Below are 19,739 nucleotides of genomic sequence, written 5' to 3'. Positions count from 1 at the left end.
TAGAATTAATCGAAATTGCACGACATACTCCTGTCGAAAGTGACCTAGAGAATGGATTTTCCGGTGCCGCTTTCCTGCGCTGGATGTTTGCTCGGACAAGATGTCATATCGTAATTTAATTGTTGTTTTGGCACTGATTTTTTCTTATTCTGATGATTTCCTTCCATCTTGGCGATCAAGCGTTGAACGGGCGTACGTAGGGTTTCTTGAATTTGTCGACCGGTTCGGGCGGCGTTTTCAAAAATAATCGGTTGCCGGAGAGTGATCCAGCGAATGGGACAGGAGAGGAAGATGGACGCAAAGCTTAAAGATGCGAACGGTGGGGGCAAATGCCCGGTCATGCATGGCGGCAATACGGCCTCCGGCGCAACCGTGATGGAATGGTGGCCGAATGCGCTCAACCTGGACATTCTGCACCAGCACGATACCAAGTCCGATCCGATGGGCGAGGACTTCGACTATCGCGAGGAGCTGAAGAAGCTCGACGTGGCGGCGCTCAAGAAGGACCTTTGGGGCCTGATGACCGACAGCCAGGAGTGGTGGCCGGCCGACTGGGGGCACTATGGCGGTCTGATGATCCGCATGGCCTGGCACGCGGCCGGCACCTACCGCATTGCGGATGGTCGCGGCGGCGGCGGCACGGGCAACCAGCGCTTTGCGCCGCTCAATTCCTGGCCGGACAATGTCAGCCTCGACAAGGCGCGGCGTCTGTTGTGGCCGATCAAGAAGAAGTACGGCAACAAGGTCTCCTGGGCCGACCTCATCATTCTGGCCGGCAACGTCGCCTATGAATCCATGGGCCTGAAGATCTTCGGATTCGCCTTCGGCCGCGAGGACATCTGGCACCCGGAAAAGGACATCTACTGGGGCGCAGAGAAGGAATGGCTGGCGCCGTCCGACGAGCGTTACGAGGACGTCGACAATCCCGAGACGATGGAAAGCCCGCTGGCCGCCGTGCAGATGGGTCTGATCTACGTCAACCCGGAGGGCGTGAACGGCGTTCCCGATCCGCTCAAGACCGCGGCCCAGGTGCGCGAGACATTCGCCCGCATGGCTATGAACGACGAGGAAACCGCCGCGCTCACCGCCGGTGGCCACACCGTCGGCAAGACCCACGGCAATGGCGATGCGGGATTGCTGGAAGCTGAGCCCGAGGTCGCCGGTATCGAGGCGCAGGGTCTCGGCTGGGCCAACCCGGAACAGAAGGGCCTGGCGAGCCGGGCCATTACGTCCGGTCTGGAAGGTGCCTGGACGACCCATCCCACGACCTTCGACATGGGCTTCTTCGATCTTTTGTTCGGCTACGAATGGGAGTTGAAGAAGAGCCCGGCTGGTGCGAACCAGTGGGAGCCGGTCGACATCAAGGAAGAGGACAAGCCGGTCGACGCCAGCGATCCCTCAATCCGTCACAACCCGATGATGACGGACGCCGATATGGCCATGAAGATGGATCCGACCTATCGCACCATCTGTGAGAAGTTCATCGCCGATCCGGAGTACTTCAAGGATACGTTCGCCCGCGCCTGGTTCAAGCTGACCCACCGCGATATGGGCCCGAAGGCCCGCTATCTCGGTCCGGACGTGCCGGCTGAAGATCTGATCTGGCAGGATCCGGTTCCCGCCGGTTCGACCCAGTACGATATCGGCAACGTGAAGGCGAAGATCGCCGCCAGCGGTCTGTCGATCTCCGAGATGGTGTCTACCGCCTGGGACAGCGCCCGTACCTTCCGCGGGTCCGACATGCGCGGCGGCGCCAACGGCGCGCGTATCCGTCTCAGCCCGATGAAGGACTGGGAAGGCAACGAGCCGAAGCGTCTGGCGAAGGTTCTCTCCGTGCTCGGCCCGATCGCGGCCGAGGTCGGGGCAAGCGTGGCCGACGTTATCGTGCTGGCCGGTAATGTCGGTTTGGAACAGGCTGCCAAGGCTGCCGGGTATGACATCTCGGTGCCGTTCCTGCCGGGCCGTGGCGACGCCAGCGCGGAGATGACCGACGGGGATTCCTTCGAACCGCTGGAGCCGATCCACGACGGCTACCGCAACTGGCTCAAGAAGGACTACGTCGTCAGCCCGGAAGAGCTGATGCTGGACCACACGCAGCTCATGGGGCTGACCGCTCCGGAAATGACCGTCCTGGTCGGTGGCATGCGCGCTCTCGGCACCAATCACGGCGGTACCAAGCACGGCGTGTTCACTGATCGCGAAGGCGCGTTGACGACCGACTTCTTCGTCAACTTGACCGACATGGCGAACAAGTGGATCCCGGTGGGCGATGGCACCTACGAGATCCGCGATCGCAAGAGCCGCGCGCTCAAGTGGACCGCGACGCGCATCGATCTGGTGTTCGGATCGAACTCGATTCTGCGGGCCTATGCGGAGCTCTACGCTCAGGACGACGCTCAGGAGCGTTTCCTGAAGGACTTCGTTGCCGCATGGACCAAGGTCATGAACGCCGACCGGTTCGACGTCGCCTAGAGCCTGGGCTTGAAGGTCAGGCCGCGGCCCGATTGAGGGCAGCGCGATAAGAAAACGGGCGGACGGGGCTGAGGTCTCCGTCCGCCCGTTTTGTTTCTAGTGAGGGAAACGGGCCCGTTTCTCTGTTGCTGTCATCTCCGCGTAGGCGGGGATGACAATCGTGCTTGCCTCGCCGGTTTGCAGATCTCCGGCTTTGTTTCAAGCGTCCGCCCCATTGTCCTTCTTCACATGGCTCGGATAGGGCGCGTTCTCGCGCCAGGCGACGCGGGCTTCGGGGCGGGCGTCGGTCTCGGAGAAATAGGACTTGATGTTGATGAGCGGCGTGCCGTCGACGCAATCAAGGCCGCGCACGTCCAAGTCGGTTTCGTCGATCTTCAGGAGATCGACCACCGACAGGGCGATCGGATTGGGGCGGACGGGTGAGTGCAGGGCAAAGACGCCGTGGGTATGTTCGGCATCGAAGGAGGGCGACTGGATGATCAGGTTCCGGGGCGCCTCGTGCATCCAGTAGAGAATGTAGAGGTGTGAGCAGCCTTCCACCGACTTCAGGCCAGTGCGGAACGGTTCATCGAGTTCGATGCGACAAACCTCCTGGTTTCCCGCGCCGCGGCGGGGGCAATCGCTGCGATTGTTCCAGGGGGCCGGATGCGATCGATGAAGATGACCGACGCATCCCGGGCGATCTCCGCCGGGTCGAAGGGCAGGGCGATTTCGCCGGGGCGCTTTTTCATGGAGATATGTGAAATCCGTTTCGAATGGGGCGGGGTTAGCAAAATAGAAAATAGCATTGTCGCGGGGCGGGGCTGCAAGCCTTTCATTTGCCGCAAGACGCAGCGGGGCGCGGACGCGATTCAACGGGGTTGTACTTCTGTTCGCAAAGGCGCCGGCACCCCCTCCGAGGGTCGGTTTCTCGATGGAAAAGTGATCCAAATCAGCGGGTTGGTGCAGGGGGTAGTCGGGCTTGTGAAATTCAACAATAAGTTGTCGGAAACAATTGGATAAAATTTGAATCAAATTCATTTCCAATTTTCGACGTGGTTTAGAAAAAGGCGATGAAAATTTCTCTCAATTTCTCGCATGCCGTAGGGCGAATATTTAATCCGTTCCATCTTAGAAAGCCGTTGGAATGACACTAAACACCCGCGGCAGAGTGTACCATGAGCGAGTCGATCCAAACGGAACTGGTGAATTTCTCGATGCTCGAGGAGGCGGCGACCCAGGAGCAGCGCGAAGAGCTGACCCGAAATGTCGTTAACCTGTACTCGCTGACATCGGCGACCTGCTCCAAGGAGCAGATGGATATCTACGATGCCGTGTTGATGCGGTTGGCGGATCTGGTATCCGACGACGGCCGCACGCATATGGTGAAAACGCTATCGAAGCTGCGCCGGGCGCCCGAGGCGGTCGTGCTCAAGCTCGCCGGCGACATCACCGATGTCGCGCGTCCGCTTCTGGAAAAGTCGACCATTCTGCGCGACGCGGATCTGATCGATATCGCGAAATCCCGGAGCGAGGATCACATGTACGCCATCGTCGGGCGCGACGTGCTGGTCGACAAGGGCGGCAAGCAAGTGAAGCGCCGGCTGGCGGGAAACCACGGCGCCGCGTTCTCCGATCAGAGCGTCAACACGCTGCTGCATGCCGCGGAGGACGATCAGGAGCTGCAGCTCAATCTCGGCCTGCGCGGGGATCTGCATGACGACTATATCGTCCGCCTGATCGCGATCGCGTCGGAGAAGGTGCGTCGGCGTCTGGTGGAGCAGGGCGAGGGCGGAACCGCCTCGCGCATTCCGCAGGACGCCCGTCTCGCCGCGCAGCGCATGTCCAACGAATATTGGCTGGAGAGCTACGACTTCGAGACTGCCCAGGAGGTCGTGCTCGATCGCTTCGGGCGCAACGGCCTGTCGGAACAGCTTCTGCGCCGCTTTGCGGAAGAAGATCGCTTCCCCGAGGCAGTGGTCACTTTCGCCTGCCTTGCCGGGATCGGTCTTTCGGAGGCGATGCACTGGATGGTGCGTGTCGATACGCAGCCCTTCGTCGTCATGGCGCGGGCGTGCGGTCTGACGCCGATGACCGTTCAGGTGCTTCTGAAGATCGATCCTTGGTGGCATCGTCTGTCGGCGGATATGCGCATGGAGACCTTCAACCGGTTCCATTCGCTCAATCGCGACAAGGCACGCCGGATGATCGCCCTGTGGCGCGACCAGCGCATGGCGAGCTGAAGATAAGGCTTGCACAGGCCCGCATATTATTAGAAAGTGCACATGTTTCAACGGCCCGCAGGGAACCTCTTTCCCCGAGCGGGCCGTTTGTTTATTGGTGAACCATGCGCCTCGATATTAGTGAACTAACTCAGATATTTCCCGAATTCTGTGTAGCTGCCGTCATGGTGGGCGGTGCGTCCATTCAACCGCGCAGTGCGGATCTGGCACAGGAAATCGCATCCCGCGGAGCGGAGTTCCGCAACCAATGGGGCGCGGCGCCGCTTTCCGAAATTCCGGGCATCAAGGTCTGGCGCGCGGCCTATCGCGTCTTCGGCATCAAGAAGACGAGCTATCGCTGCTCGGTGGAATGGCTGGCCAAGAACGCGCAGGCCGAGCGCCCGATGCCGGAGATCAACGCCTTCGTCGATGCCTATAACGCGGTCTCGCTCAGCCACGTGATGCCGCTGGGGGCGGACGATCTGGATTGTCTGAGCGGCGACATCGCTTTCCGCTATGCGCGCGAGGGCGACGATTTCCGAAACATGGGCGTGAGCGACGAGAACGGCAATCCCGGTCCTCGATCCCAGTCGAAGACGAGCGAGGTCGTCTATGCGGACGGCGAGAAGATCCTGTGCAGGCGCTGGAACTGGCGCCAAGACGGGCGCTCGCTGGTGACCGCGAAGACCTCGCGCGCCGTGGTGACCGTGCAGCTCAACGGGGCGGGCGTGCTGGAGGACGCGGTGAGCGATCGGCGCGACATGCTGCAGCGCCATTGCGGCGGCACAAGCGTGGCCGTCATCGCTGACGCCGCCAATTCTGTCGTGGACCTGCCCGGAATTTGAGGCTGGGCGCATTTCCGGCCGCGCGCGAGTTATGCCTGTAAAAGGGTGGGCGGGAATGAACGCTTCCCGTCCTCACGGGCTCTCACTATCTAAATCTCATGACGCGCAAAATGGATTCGGCATAGCTCGATATCAGTCGAGAGTCGGGTCTTGAGGGCGAAATCTCTCGAACCCGATAGCTTCTGCTGGTGCGGACCGGCGGTCGCAGCGCTGCCGTCGCAACATTTTTTCCTGAAAAATATTTTCCTCAACGCTTGAGCGCCTTGTCGGAATTCCGGGATTCTCGCACCCCGCTCGCGCCTGTGCAGGCCGCACTTGCCGTTTGGGCACCTATTCACCCTTGCAACGAGATCGACATCAGGTATAAAGATATCTCTATATCCACCTATGGAATGGATTGATGGTTTCCCGAGACCTGACCCTGTCGCTTGACGATCTTCTGAACGGGCTGCGTGCCGCCGGCGAGGCGACGCGGGTGCGTTTGCTTGCGCTGCTGACACAGAGCGAACTGACCGTGAAGGATGCAACGACCATTCTCGGTCAGAGCCAGCCGCGTATTTCGCGACATCTGAAGCTTCTCACCGAAGCCGGGCTCGTGCAGCGTTTTCCCGAAGGGTCGTGGGTCTATTACCGGCTCGCCGACAATGCCCAGGGCGGTCTAATCGAGGCGCTGCTGTCGCGGCTCGATACTTCCGACTCGATGGTCGAGCGCGACCGTGAACGCCTCCAGGCGATCAAGCGCGCCCATGCGGAAGCGGCCGCCGCTTACTTTCGCGCCCATGCGGAAAGCTGGGACAGCCTTCGCACGCTCTACATTGCAGAGGATGCGGTGGAAAAGGCCATGCGCGAGGCGTTGGGCAAGGGTCATTTCGGCCGGATGCTCGACCTCGGGACGGGCACGGGGCGTGTCCTGGAGCTGTTCTCCGATCTATATGATAGCGGCCTCGGCGTCGATACCAGCCACGACATGCTGCGTGTTGCCCGCGCCAATATCGAGCGGGCGGGCATGCATGCGGCACAGGTGCGCCACGGCGACATCTATTCGCTGCCCGTGGCCGGACAACGGTTCGACGTTGTCACCTTCCATCAGGTGCTTCACTATCTTGAGGATACCCCTGGTGCCATTGCAGAAGCGGCGCGGGCCCTGAAGCTCGGCGGTCGATTGCTCGTCGTCGATTTCGCGCCGCACGAACTGGAATTCCTCAGAACCGACCATGCGCATCGCAGGCTCGGTTTCTCGCACGAGCAGATGGCCGGCTGGCTGGAGACTGCCGGACTTGAGCTTGTTTCCGTACGTGACCTCTCGCCCCCGACCGATCGGCCTGCGGATGCGGGAGATCCGCTGACAGTCACCCTCTGGCTTGCCCGTGACCCGAATGCCGCCTCCTACGGCGATGCCACTGCCGAGCCTGTCAAGGAAGTCGCCTGACATGATCGAACACGCCAACGAACGACAAGCCCGGCTGACCGGCGAAAACGATATCGCAGTCTCCTTCGAATTCTTCCCACCTCAAAATGAGAAGATGGAGGAGGCATTGTGGCAGTCGATCACCAAGCTTGCGCCGATTTCGCCGCGTTTTGTTTCTGTGACCTACGGTGCCAGCGGCTCCACGCGTGAGCGCACGCACAACACGGTCGCGCGTATTCTGAAGGAAACCAGCCTTCAGCCCGCAGCGCACCTGACCTGCGTCGACGCCTCGCGCGACGAAGTGAACGAGGTCATCCGTTCCTACTGGAATGTCGGCGTGCGCAACATCGTGGCGCTGCGCGGGGATCCGGTGGGCGGTATCGGCACGGCCTACGAGCCGCACCCGGACGGCTACGTCAATGCGGTCGATCTCGTCGGCGGCATCAGGAAGATCGCCGATTTCGACATCTCGGTTGCCGCCTATCCGGAGCGCCATCCCGAAAGCGCTGACTGGGGCGTGGAACTGGACAATCTGAAGCGTAAGGTCGATGCGGGCGCGGCGCGCAGCATCACCCAGTTCTTCTTCGACAACGACCTGTTCGAATCTTATTTGGAGCGTGTGTGGGCGGCGGGGATCAATATCCCGATCCTGCCGGGCATCGTGCCGATCCATTCCTTCAAGCAGATTGCAAGCTTCTCGGAAAAGACCGGAACCAGCGTGCCGGACTGGCTCGCCCATCGTTTCGAGGGGCTCGACGAGGACCCGGAGACGCGCAAGCTCGTGGCGGCGACGGTCGCTGCGGAGCAGGTGATGGACCTGGTTGACCGGGGTATCACGGATTTCCATTTCTACACGATGAACAAGGCGGATCTGGTTTTCGCGATCTGTCACATCCTCGGTCTGCGCCCGACGACCCCCGAACAGGAGGCCGCTTGAGCGGTTGTAATCTAGCATGGCAAAAGATAATCCGACGCTGTCGCGCCTGAAGGCGCTGGCGCAAGAGCGCATCCTCGTGCTTGACGGCGCGATGGGGACGATGATCCAGGCGCTCAAGCTTGAGGAAGAGGACTTTCGGGACGAGCGTTTTGCCGACTGGCCGCATGATCTGAAGGGCAACAACGATCTGCTCTCCATCACCCGGCCTGCGGATATCGAGCATATCCACTGCCAGTATCTCGCCGCCGGCGCGGATATCGTGGAGACCAATACCTTTTCCTCCACCACCATCGCCCAGGCCGATTACGGCATGGAGGAGCTGGCCTACGAGCTGAATTTCGAGGGCGCGAAGCTGGCGCGGGCCGCCTGCGACCGGATGGAGCGCGAGGATCCTTCCCGTCCGCGTTTCGTCGCCGGCGGCATCGGCCCGACCAACTGTACCGCCTCCATCTCGCCGGACGTGAACGATCCGGGCTTTCGGGTCGTGAGCTTCGATGATCTGGCCAAGGCCTATGGCGAGGCGGCGCGCGGACTGGTCGACGGCGGCGCGGATCTGATCCTGGTGGAGACGATCTTCGACACGCTCAATGCCAAGGCGGCGTTGTTTGCGCTTGAGGAGGTGTTCGAGGAGAAGGGTAAGTGGTTGTCCGTCATGATCTCCGGCACCATCACTGACATGTCGGGCCGCACCCTTTCGGGTCAGGCGTCGACGGCCTTCTGGTATTCGCTGCGCCATGCCGAGCCCTTCACCATCGGGTTGAACTGTGCGCTGGGTGCGAAGGAAATGCGTGCCCATATCGACGAGCTGTCGCGCAATGTTTCCGCTTTCGTGTGCGCCTATCCCAATGCGGGCCTGCCGAACGAGTTCGGCGAATATGACGAGAGCCCCGAGGCGATGGCGGAGATGCTGGGCGAGTTCGCCGCCTCCGGTCTCGTCAACGTGGTCGGTGGGTGCTGCGGCACGACGCCGGATCACATCAAGGCGATCGTCGAGGCCGTTGCTCCGCACAAGCCCCGCAAGGTGCCGGAGATCCCGCGCCAGATGCGCCTGTCGGGGCTGGAGCCCTTCGTGCTGTCGCCAGAGGTTAACTTCGTCAATGTGGGCGAGCGTACCAACGTCACCGGTTCGGCACGCTTCCGCAAGCTCATCAAGGAAGGCGACTACGCCGCCGCCCTCGATGTTGCGCGCAATCAGGTGGAAAACGGCGCCCAGGTCATCGACGTCAACATGGACGAGGGCCTGCTGGATTCCGAGCAGGCGATGGTGACCTTCCTGAACCTGGTCGCGGCCGAGCCCGATATCGCGCGCGTGCCGATCATGATCGACAGTTCCAAGTGGTCGGTCATCGAGGCGGGACTGAAGTGCATTCAAGGCAAGGGCATCGTCAACTCGATCTCGATGAAGGAGGGCGTGGAGCCCTTCATCCATCACGCCAGGCTGGCGCGCGCCTATGGGGCTGCGGTGGTCGTCATGGCGTTCGACGAGACGGGGCAGGCCGATACGAAGCAACGCAAGATCGAGATCTGCCAGCGGTCCTACAAGATCCTGACGGAGGAGGTGGGCTTCCCGCCGGAAGATATCATCTTCGATCCGAACGTCTTCGCCGTCGCAACAGGCATCGAGGAACACAACAACTACGCCGTCGATTTCATTGAAGCGACCAAGTGGATCCGCGAGAACCTGCCTTACGCGCACATTTCGGGCGGGTTGTCGAACCTATCCTTCTCCTTCCGCGGCAACGAGCCGGTGCGCGAGGCGATGCACTCCATCTTCCTCTACCATGCGATTGCCGTGGGCATGGACATGGGCATCGTCAATGCGGGGCAGCTCGCCATCTATGACGATCTCGATCCGGAGCTGCGCGAGCGCGGTGAGGACGTGGTTCTGAACCGTCGCAACGATGCTACCGACCGCATGCTGGAGATTGCCGAGAAGTATCGCGGCAAGGGCGGTAAGCACCGCGAGGTCGATCTGTCTTGGCGCGAGCAGCCGGTCGAAAAGCGGCTGGAATATGCGCTCGTCAACGGTATCACCGAATATGTGGAGGCCGATACGGAAGAGGCGCGGGCGAAGGCCGAGCGTCCGCTTCACGTCATCGAAGGTCCGCTGATGTCGGGGATGAACGTGGTCGGCGATCTCTTCGGCGCGGGTAAGATGTTCCTGCCGCAGGTGGTGAAATCCGCCCGCGTGATGAAGCAGGCCGTGGCCTATCTGATGCCGTTCATGGAGGCGGAGAAGCAGGAGGGCGACCGCTCCAACGCCGGCAAGGTGCTGATGGCGACGGTGAAGGGCGATGTCCACGACATCGGCAAGAACATCGTCGGCGTCGTGCTCCAGTGCAACAACTTCGAGGTGATTGACCTCGGGGTCATGGTGCCTGCCGCGAAGATCCTGGAAGAGGCCAGGAAGGAAAAGGTCGATCTGATCGGCCTGTCGGGCCTCATCACGCCGTCGCTCGACGAGATGTGTCACGTGGCGGCGGAAATGGAGCGCGAGGGCTTCGACGTGCCGCTGCTGATCGGTGGGGCGACGACTAGCCGTGTTCATACGGCGGTGAAGATCCATCCGAATTACGAGCACGGTCAGGCGATCTATGTCACCGATGCCAGCCGGGCCGTGGGCGTGTGCTCGCGGTTGATGGGCAAGGGGCGCGACGCTTACTACAAGGAAATCCGCGAGGATTACGCCAAGGTCGCCGAGGCGCATGCGCGTGGGCAGAGCTCCAAGCAGCGCGCCACCATCGCCACGGCGCGCGAGAACCGCTTCGTTCCCGACTTCACCGACTACACCCCGGTGAAGCCGAGCTTCCTCGGCACCAAGGTGCTTGAGGACTACCCGCTTGAGGATCTGGTTCCGGTCATTGACTGGACGCCGTTCTTCCTGTCCTGGGAGATGAAGGGGACCTATCCGGGCATTCTGACCGACAACACGTTCAGTCCCGCCGCGCGCCCTCTCTTCGCCGACGCCCAGTGCATGCTGGAGGAGATCGTCGAAAAGAAGCTTCTGAAGGCGCGGGCCGTTGTCGGCTTCTGGCCGGCCGAGGCCGAGGGCGACGACATCGTGCTCTTCGAGGATGAAGAGCGTTCGCGCCAGCGGGCCACGCTGCATACGCTGCGCCAGCAGATGATGCGCTCGGGCAGCAAGCGTCAGAACCTGGCGCTTGCCGATTTCATCGCGCCGAAGGACGCGGGCGTTGCCGATTATATCGGCGGGTTCGCGGTCTCGGTCGGGTTCGGCGAGGAGGAGCTTGCCAAGTTCTACGCTGACAAGCATGACGACTATTCCAAGATCCTGTCGCAGGCCCTGGCCGACCGGTTGGCGGAGGCGTTCGCCGAACGTCTGCATCAGCGCGTTCGCACCGAATACTGGGGCTATGCGCCGGAGGAGAACCTCTCCAACGAGGAGCTGATCGCCGAGCAGTTCCAGGGCATCCGTCCCGCGCCCGGCTATCCCGCCCAGCCCGACCACACGGAAAAGGCGAAGGTGTTCGATCTTCTCGACGCGGAAGCGGCGACGGGGATCAAGCTCACCGAGAGTTACGCCATGTGGCCGGCATCGTCCGTCTCCGGGCTCTATTTCGCCCATCCCGGCGCCAGCTATTTCGGCATCGGCAAGATCGAGCGCGATCAGGTGGAAGACTATGCGGCTCGCAAGAGCTGGGATCTGGACGTGGCCGAGCGCTGGCTGGCGCCCATCCTCAACTACAACCCGCATGCCCGCGAGGCGGCGGAGTAGGCAAGATCAGGGGGAGGGGAGCGCCGCGCTTTCCTCCCCGGTTTGCGATGCGGTCGGCGCGTTGTGATGAGCGTGCCGAGCACATCATCCCCTCACCGTCGTTATCCCACGGCTTTATCCGGGAGATCCATCGCTTTCCGCATTTGCCGCTGCTGCTGGAGTGCCCGGACAAGGCCCGGCCATGACGGTGGAGATTCCGCAGCGTCCTGCCAGCCTCCAACCTCTTCCCTCTGCCTCCATCTTCTCATCGGCATCCTTCTTCCCTCGTTCAAAAGGGCAGTGTGAACGCTGTGTTCGAAGGACGAGGTCTTATGTTGCGATGCGAAATAGCTAAACTGGTCGTTTGAACCAAGCCCGTCCCAAGCGGGTCAAACGGAAAAGAAGCTAATGTCTCTCACGATTCTCAAAGTTGATTCCTCCGCTCGCAGCGAGGGATCCATCTCCCGCGCCCTCACCAAGCATTTCGTTGATGCGGTCAAGGCGCGTCGCAGCGATACCAAGGTCATCTCCCGCGACGTTGCCGTCGATCTGCCGGTGGTCAACGAGAGCTGGATTTCCGCGAACTTCACCGATGCGGACGAGCACAAGGCGGCGCTGGCGCTGTCGGATACGCTGATCGGCGAGCTGCGCGCGGCCGATGCGGTGGTCATCGGCGTGCCGATCTACAATTTCGCCATTCCCGCAGCGCTCAAGGCGTGGGTCGATCTGGTGTGCCGGGCGCGCGAGACGTTCCGCTACACCGAAGCGGGGCAGGAAGGGCTGCTCACGGGCAAGAAGGCCTATCTGATCGTGACATCGGGCGGCGTGCCGGTGGATTCCGAGGTCGATCTCGCGACCCGCTACATGCGGCATGTGCTGGGCGTCATCGGTTTGAACGACGTGACCGTGATCAACGCGGGCGAGCAGCTGTTCAAGGCGGAGGAAGTTTTGAAGGCCGCGCACGATCTGATCGAGGAAACCGTGGAAGCGCTCCGGCAGACCGCCTGAGACCGCACTGCGGACGCGTGAGCTGACGGCTTCAATCAAATGAAAAGGAACGCCCTCGCTCCGAGGGCACTCCTGAAACTCGATTTCCGATTTGAGACGAACTCTCCAGGCCACTAAAGAACGCCGATTACAATTGCGACGATGAACGTCAACGCGGCGCATACGATGATTAGACCAACACTGCGGTCGAGAGTCATTTCAAAGCCTCCCTGTCGGACGTCTTACGACAGCCAAGAGTAGGTATAGAAAACACCGTTGAGAAGCAGAAATGATGCTGCTGTGCAGCAACGACGTTGGAAACCGTGCTCGCGACGACAATATGCTTCGGGATTCAAATCATTGTAGAAAATGTCGCAGGCCCGGTTTCGGGCGATTTTGCCGTGCGGATTGCGCCTGAAAAAACCTTTATCGGTGTTAATCCTTCCTGAAGCCATTGGGTTTATCTTCGAGTCTCCGAACCCGGCCCCGGCATGCGCTCCATGGTACCGACCATGATGGTTTTTGGATGAGTGCGACGGGCGATGTACCTGATACGGATTGGGAATGCAGGCACTTGAAGGTTTGACGGTGATGATCGAAAAGGGCGAGGAGGTTGACCGCAACGCCCTGATCGACGTCTTGACCGACCTATTCCTGGCCGTGGAGGGATCCAAGGCTGAGGACCTGGCGAAGGTTTTCGGAAACGTCGTGCTGGGCTTCTTCAACCGACTGGAGGATTCCGCTCACCTTGAACTGGCTGAGCGGGTCGGCGATCACAAGCTGTTGCCGCGCGAGCTGGCGTTGCGGCTGGCCGATGACGAGATCCTCGAGATTGCCCGTCACATCCTGGAAGGCTCGCCGGTGCTCGAGATCGACAGTCTGGTCGATTTCGCACAGCGCAAGCCTCAGCCTCACCTCAAGGCTCTTGCCTCCTGCCTCAATCTGACCACGCCCATCACCGACATTCTGGTCCGGCGCGGAACGAACGATGTCTTGCGCAAGGTCACCGACAATCGGTCGACTGTGCTTTCGCAGGACAGTTTCGACGCGTTGGTTGCCAAGTCGCGCAAGGACGAGGAACTGCAGGAGGCGCTGGTGCGCCGCCACGATCTGCCACCGGATCCGGCGCGCCGGTTGATCCAGCTCCTGCGTGCGACATCCATGATCGGCTGGACAGCATTGCCGGACATCCGGGGCTGACCCAGCTTCTGACGCAATGCATGCAGGATGAAGTGAAAGCGCAACTTCGCGAACTGGGCGCTTCCCAGACGCAGACCGAGAGCGCGATCAGCGCCGTCAAGGAAGGCAAGGCGACGCTCGACGAGGTCGCGGTCTTCTTCGCCAAGAACGACAAGCCGGTCTATCTCGCGCTGCTGTTCTTGCGCATCGGCAACGTGGCCGAGACGGTGACGACCCGGCTTGTGCTAAAGGGGGACGATGCGCTGCTCATCCTGTTGTGCCGGGCGCTGAAGCTTTCGCCCGATGCCTTCAACCAGATCGTGCGCATGCGCTCCCGCCGTCTGCGGTTGACCGGTCAGCAGGCTCAGGAGAGCCTTGCGCGCTACGAGGAAATGAGCCCGGAAAAGGCGCGCAGCATTCTCGCAGGCGGCCACAGGGCGGCCGAGTAGGCCTCAGCACAGTTCCCACATTTCAACGTTGGTTGCGCTCAATTCGCGCGGCCGATCCTCCGAGACGCGGTCTGCGACCGCTCCTCAGGATGACGCTGTGTGTGTTGCCGGCTTTGACGGCGGCTCGGTGTTGGATGGCGCCTTGCGTGGAACTATCACCACGATAACGTCATCCTGAGGAGGCCCAAGGCCGTCTCGACGGATCGGCTGCAGGCTTCAGAGCCACTACTCGTCCGCCTCGTGCTCGTATTCCACTCCACATCTTTCGGCTCGTCGACTTCCGGCGTCAGGTACTGCTCGGCCTTGCTCATCGGTTGGCGCGGGAAGCCCTTCAGGCCCGCGTGCTCCTTGGCGTCGCGGCGTATGGCGACTTGGCTCAGCGCGAAGCAGGTGGTCAGTTCCACCAGCGAGCGCAGGGCGTGGAAGTGAATGCGCTCGTAGCCGTGGCTGGCATCCACGCCGAAGGTGATCAGCGCCATGCGCACATCCGCGCCCGCCTCGATCGCCGAGGCCGCATCCGAGCGGTAATGCGGAAGACGTCCTTCTGGTAGCGGATATCGTTGTCCCGGCAGAGCTGCACCAGCTTGCGGGTCAGGTGGAAATCGAAAGGACCTCTCTGGTCCGCCAGGGAGATGGTGGCGCCGAACTCGTCGGAATTCTATCCCGGCGCGGTGGTGCCGTTGTCGATGGCGATCAGCGAGGCGATGTCGGGCGTGAGGATCGAAGATGCCCCGTGGCCGACTTCCTCCGCGATGGTGAAGATCCAGAAGATATCGACCGGCGGCTTCTCGCCTGCATCCACCAGCGCCTTGATGGCCGCCAGCATGATGGCGACGCCCGCCTTGTTGTCGAGATGGCGGGAGACGAGGAAGCCGTTGTCGAGGAATTTCGGCTGGGGGTCGATGGCGACGATATCGCCCACATCGATCCCCAGATGCGCCACGTCGTTGGCATTGCACGCCAGGGCGCGTCGACACGCAGCTCCACGTGCTTCCAGCCGATCGGGGCCTCGTTCACCTCCTCGTTGAAGGTATGGCCGGAGGCCTTGGGGGGGGGGGGGCAGGATGGTGCTGCGATAGGTGCCCTTGTTCGGTGAAGATCGTCGTGCGTGCGCCTTCGGCGAACTGGGCCGACCAGTGACCGATCGGGACCAGTTCCAGCCGACCGTTTTCCTTCAGGTATTTGACCTGCGCGCCGAGCGTGTCGACATGGGAGACGAAGGCGCGCGCCAGGCGGCGGCTGCGGTCGGGCAGGACGGCGCGCACCGCGCCGTGCCGGGTCAGCTCGTAATCGAGGCCGAGGCGGCTCAGTTCCTCACAGACATGGCGGGCGATGGCGTCGGTATAGCCGGTCGGGCTCGGGATCTTCAGGAGATCGCGAAGCGACTTGGCAAGATAGTTCATATCGACGGCGAGCAACGTCATGGCGGTACAGTTCCTTTGATTCCTGTAGCGTCATGATGGGGCAGATGCCCTGCTTCGGCTAGGGTGTGGCTTTTGCCGCTCCCATCGCGGGGTCCGGGGAGGGGCGCTTCGGCGGTGACCTTTCAGGTGGTCCATCCTTCGAGACGCGGTCTGCGACCGCTCCTCAGGATGAGGTTGAATGTGTCGCTCGCATTTTTGGGGAGCCAACAACACGATAACGTCATCCTGAGGAGGGCCGTTAGGGCCCGTGTCGAAGGATGGGCCACTCGAAGATCCTTTCCCCCACGCCTCTTCCCTGCTCTCCTTATTTCCTCCGTGCCTCGCGGCTTGCCTGCGGGATTGATAGCGGGAACAGCAGGTCGACGAAACGTTCCGCCGTCGGCTGCAGCTCGTGGTTGGCCAGCCCCGGGCGTTCGTTCGCCTCGATGAAGCGATAGTCGGCCAGACGCGGGCTTTTCACCATCAGGTCGATGCCGGTGACCGGGATCTCGATGGCGCGCGCGGCATTCACCACGGCCTCTATCAGCGCCGGGTGCACGCGCCGGTCACATTATGAATGGTGCCGCCTGTGTGCAGGTTGGCGGAGCAGCGCACGATCACGTCGGTGCCTTCCGCCAGAACCTCGTCGAGCGAATGACCGGCCGCCGCAAGGCAGCGTTCGGCTTCCTCATCGACCGGAATGGTGGATTCCCTGCCCGTCGCCGCCTGACGATGACGGCTCTGCTTGGCGATCAGCTCCGCAATCGTGGAAACCCCGTCGCCCACCACCAGCGGCGGACGGCGCATGGCGGCGGCCACCACCCGGTAATCGATGACGAGGAGACGCAGGTCGTTGCCCTCGACGAATTCCTCCAGAATAACCTGGTCGCAGAGCTTGCACGCGCTCTCGATCGCACCGTGAACCTCTTCCTCGGTGGAGAGAGATCGATGGCAACGCCGCGCCCCTGTTCGCCACGCGCCGGTTTGACGACCACCGATCCGTGTTCCTTGAGGAATGCATCGGCCGCATCCAGCGGTTCATCCAGCCCGATCTCGATCTGGGCCGGGACCTGAACGCCCGCATGGCTGACCACCCGGCGCGTCACGGCCTTGTCGTCGCAGATGGAGACCGCCACACCGGTGGTGAATTCCGACAACGCCTCGCGGCAATGGATGGAGGGGCCGCCATAGGTCAGGTGGAAGAAGCCGCCCTCGGCATCGGTCACCTCCACATGGATGCCGTGCCGCTGCGCTTCGTTGACGATGATCTGGGCGTAGGGGTTCAGATCCTCCTCGGTGGTGGGACCGGCGTAGAACTTCTCGTTGATCGGGTTCTTGCGCTTGACCGTGAAGAAGGGCACGCGCTCGAAACCGAGCTTTTCGTAAAGCGCGATGGCCTGGTCGTTGTCGTGCATCACGGAGAGATCGAGATCGGCGCAGCCGCGCGCCTGGGACTGCTCGATCAGGTGTGACGCACGAGTGCCTCGCCGATGCCGCCGTGGTGCGCCTGCGGAGCGACCGTCAGACACCACAGCGAGCAGCCGTTGCAGGATCGCCGGAGGCATGGCGGTGGTCGACGCCGTAGACCGTGCCGATGATCTCGTCGGTTTCCGCATCTTCCACCACCAGAACGGTGATCGTCTGGGCGGAGCGCTTGGACCAGAAGAATTCCGGCGGAACCTGCACCATGCGGCGCGACTGGTAGATGACGTTGACGGCCTGGGCATCCTGCTCGATGGCAAGTCGACGGATGTGGAAGCCCTTGTGAATGCGCCGTGCGGGCCGGTAGGTGGAGAGATCGACCCGGTAAAAGTATGAGAGGGGTCGAGAAAAAGTTCCTGCGGGGCGCAAGCCAGCAGCACATGCGGATCGCGCACGGTAGAAGGCGATGTCGCGCCGGTCCGGCCCTTCATCGCGCAAGGTGGCGGCGAGTTCATCCGGGTTGTCGAAGGTCTCGGCGAAGATCAGCCGACCTCAGCCGCAATCGATGGAGGCGTTCTTGCGCATCTCCGTCGTTTCCAGCGGAGGTTTTAGACCCTGGTCGCGCATGCGGCGCAGCCTGTGATCGTAGGTAGGAGGCCTTGGCGCGCCGCTGCGGTCTTTTCCTGCTCCGTCATGCTCAGACCCCCTGTGCCTGCAGCCACATCTCCAGAAGGGCTACCTGCCACAGTTCCGATCCTCGCAGACGGGTGATGTGCTCGGTCGGATTGGCGAAGAGATCATCCAGATAACCCTGCTGGAAAAGCCCGCGCGAGCGCGCCTTCTCGTTGGTGAGCGCGTCGCGCACCATCTCCAGGTAAGACCCCTGAATGTATTTCAGGGCGGGTACCGGGAAGTAGCCCTTCGGCCGGTCGATGACCTCGGAGGGGATCACCTTGCGCGCAGCTTCCTTCAGCACACCCTTGCCGCCCTGATCGAGTTTGAACTGCGCCGGGATGCGGCCCGCCAGTTCCACCAGCTCGTGATCGAGGAAGGGCACCCGCGCCTCAAGCCCCCAGGCCATCGTCATGTTGTCGACGCGCTTGACCGGGTCATCCACCAGCATGAGGTTGGTGTCGAGCCGAAGCGCCTTGTCGACCGGATCGTCCGCGCCGGGACGGGCGAAATGCTCCTCCACGAAGGCGAGGCTTTCGTCGCGGTTCGCCATCACGTGCGGCTGGAGGTAGCGGGCAAGTCGCTCGTGGGTACGGTCGAAGAAGGCGCCCGCATAATCGGCGACCGGATCGATGGAACCGGCCAGCGGCGGATACCAGTGATAGCCGCCGAAGACCTCGTCCGCCCCCTGACCCGACTGCACCACCTTGATGTGCTTGGAGACCTCGCGCGACAGCAGGAAGAAGCCGATATTGTCGTAGGAGACCATCGGCTCTGACATGGCTGCAATCGCCTTCGGCAGGTTCTCCATCATCTCGTCGGACTTGATGAAGATCTTGTTGTGCTCGGTGCCGTAGTGCTTGGCGATGAGATCGGAATAGACGAACTCGTCGCCCTTCTCGCCATGCGCTTCCTCAAATCCGATGGAGAAGGTGGTCAGCCCCTTCTGTCCGGCCTCCGCCAGAAGGCCGACGATCGACGATCATGGAGCTGTCCACGCCGCCCGACAAAAGCACGCCGATCGGCACGTCGGCGACCATGCGGCGGTCGACGGACAGGCGCAGCGCATCCAGCACCATGTCGCGCCATTCCTCGGCCGATCGACGCATGTCTTCGTCGGAGCGCACGAAGGTCGGTTCCCAGTAGGTGTGATCGCGCGACGTGCCGTCCGGCTCGATCACGCGGATCGTGGCGGTGGGCAGCTTGCGCACGCCCTTCAGGATGGTGCGCGGGGCGGGAACGACCGCGTGCCACGTCATGTAATGGTGAAGGGCTGTGGGATCGATGTCGGTGTCCACATCGTCCGCTGCCAGCAGTGCGGGCAGGGTGGAGGCAAAGCGCAGGGTCTTGCCCTTCTCCGCCAGATAGAGCGGCTTGATGCCGAAACGGTCGCGCACCAGCGACACCCGGCCGCTCTCGCGCTCGTGGATGGCGAAGGCGAACATGCCCTGGAGCTTCGGCACCGCACCCGGGCCCCACTGGGCCCAGCCTTCAGGATCACTTCCGTATCGCCGGTGGAGGCGAAGACGTGGCCCTTGGCCTCAAGCTCGGCCTTCAGCTCCTGGTAATTGTAGATGCAGCCGTTGAAGGCGATGGTCAGACCCAGTGCGGTATCGACAAAGGGCTGGGCCGCCTTTTCCGACAGATCGATAATCTTCAGACGGCGGTGTCCGAGCCCCACCGGACCCCGCGTCACGACGCTGGCACCGTTCGGCCCGAGCGAGGCCATGGCATCCGTCATTCGTTCCAGCCGGGCCGCGGAGGCCGGGGCACCGTCGAAGTGAATCTCGCCGCAAATACCGCACATGGTTGATCAGGCATCTCTCGATTTCGTTTGACGCGATATAGTTAGAGGCATATCGATTAGAGTTCAAACGATATATGGAATTTTACCGTGACGACGTCCCGCAATCCGACCTCTCGAGACCTGCGCTCCTCCGAGGATACGCGCGCCTCCAAAGGTCTGCGTAATGATCCCGCAGGGTCAAGTCTAACCGATACGCTTGACGAAGCGGCACGCATGTTCAAGGCCATTCGCCGCATTGTGCG

11 protein-coding genes and 3 pseudogenes are annotated in these 19,739 nt (G+C 61.9%); 10 read left to right on the top strand and 4 right to left on the bottom strand.

What is annotated here, in order from left to right:
- Positions 1–291 precede the first annotated feature (291 nt).
- Positions 292–2,472 (top strand): catalase/peroxidase HPI, encoded by a 2,181-nt coding sequence (gene katG / locus QNJ43_RS12265; RefSeq protein WP_300470393.1) that lies wholly within the window; start codon positions 292–294, stop codon positions 2,470–2,472.
- 198 nt (positions 2,473–2,670) lie between these two features.
- On the opposite strand, the gene tsaA is transcribed toward katG, so the two are convergent.
- Positions 2,671–3,492: a tRNA (N6-threonylcarbamoyladenosine(37)-N6)-methyltransferase TrmO gene (tsaA, locus tag QNJ43_RS27105; RefSeq protein ID WP_346432958.1), complete on the bottom strand. Its 822-nt coding sequence runs from the start codon at positions 3,490–3,492 to the stop codon at positions 2,671–2,673.
- Positions 3,493–3,629: 137 nt separating this feature from the next.
- Between tsaA and QNJ43_RS12255 the strand changes: the two genes are divergently transcribed.
- From QNJ43_RS12255 to QNJ43_RS12215, 9 genes are all read left to right on the top strand, one after another.
- The gene (locus QNJ43_RS12255) at positions 3,630–4,694 is read left to right on the top strand and encodes a DUF2336 domain-containing protein (RefSeq protein ID WP_300470390.1); all 1,065 of its coding nucleotides are present in this window, start codon (positions 3,630–3,632) and stop codon (positions 4,692–4,694) included.
- Between the two features lie 104 nt (positions 4,695–4,798).
- Complete coding sequence (locus QNJ43_RS12250; protein ID WP_300470387.1) at positions 4,799–5,518, top strand: phenylalanine--tRNA ligase beta subunit-related protein; 720 nt, start codon at positions 4,799–4,801, stop codon at positions 5,516–5,518.
- A gap of 400 nt (positions 5,519–5,918) precedes the next feature.
- Positions 5,919–6,947 (top strand): metalloregulator ArsR/SmtB family transcription factor, encoded by a 1,029-nt coding sequence (locus QNJ43_RS12245; RefSeq protein WP_300470385.1) that lies wholly within the window; start codon positions 5,919–5,921, stop codon positions 6,945–6,947.
- A gap of 1 nt (position 6,948) precedes the next feature.
- Entirely contained in the window at positions 6,949–7,863 is a 915-nt protein-coding gene (gene metF / locus QNJ43_RS12240; RefSeq protein WP_300470383.1) for a methylenetetrahydrofolate reductase [NAD(P)H], read from the top strand.
- A gap of 16 nt (positions 7,864–7,879) precedes the next feature.
- Positions 7,880–11,599, top strand: coding sequence for a methionine synthase (metH, locus tag QNJ43_RS12235; protein WP_300470381.1), 3,720 nt, complete (start codon positions 7,880–7,882; stop codon positions 11,597–11,599).
- 387 nt (positions 11,600–11,986) lie between these two features.
- Positions 11,987–12,586, top strand: coding sequence for an NAD(P)H-dependent oxidoreductase (locus QNJ43_RS12230; protein WP_300470379.1), 600 nt, complete (start codon positions 11,987–11,989; stop codon positions 12,584–12,586).
- 293 nt (positions 12,587–12,879) lie between these two features.
- Positions 12,880–13,014, top strand: a complete 135-nt coding sequence (locus QNJ43_RS12225; RefSeq protein WP_300470377.1) for a hypothetical protein — start codon at positions 12,880–12,882, stop codon at positions 13,012–13,014.
- A gap of 115 nt (positions 13,015–13,129) precedes the next feature.
- Positions 13,130–13,765: a DUF2336 domain-containing protein gene (locus tag QNJ43_RS12220; protein ID WP_300470375.1), complete on the top strand. Its 636-nt coding sequence runs from the start codon at positions 13,130–13,132 to the stop codon at positions 13,763–13,765.
- A gap of 32 nt (positions 13,766–13,797) precedes the next feature.
- Positions 13,798–14,193 carry a hypothetical protein gene (locus tag QNJ43_RS12215; RefSeq protein ID WP_300470373.1) on the top strand — a complete coding sequence of 132 codons (396 nt, stop codon included), beginning with the start codon at positions 13,798–13,800 and terminating at the stop codon, positions 14,191–14,193.
- 266 nt (positions 14,194–14,459) lie between these two features.
- On the opposite strand, the pseudogene QNJ43_RS12210 reads toward QNJ43_RS12215, so the two are convergent.
- The 3 pseudogenes from QNJ43_RS12210 to QNJ43_RS12200 all read right to left on the bottom strand — a co-directional run.
- Positions 14,460–15,617 (bottom strand): annotated as a pseudogene (locus QNJ43_RS12210) (osmoprotectant NAGGN system M42 family peptidase); the annotation flags it as partial.
- Positions 15,618–15,921: 304 nt separating this feature from the next.
- Positions 15,922–17,564: pseudogene (ngg, locus tag QNJ43_RS12205) on the bottom strand (N-acetylglutaminylglutamine synthetase).
- Between the two features lie 151 nt (positions 17,565–17,715).
- Positions 17,716–19,497 (bottom strand): annotated as a pseudogene (locus QNJ43_RS12200) (N-acetylglutaminylglutamine amidotransferase).
- Between the last annotated feature and the right edge of the window lie 242 nt (positions 19,498–19,739).

Source organism: Breoghania sp. (genome assembly GCF_030066895.1).
GTDB lineage: Bacteria > Pseudomonadota > Alphaproteobacteria > Rhizobiales > Stappiaceae > Breoghania.
Note: the sequence above shows the minus strand (reverse complement) of the source record. Positions and strands in the feature narration are given on the sequence as shown.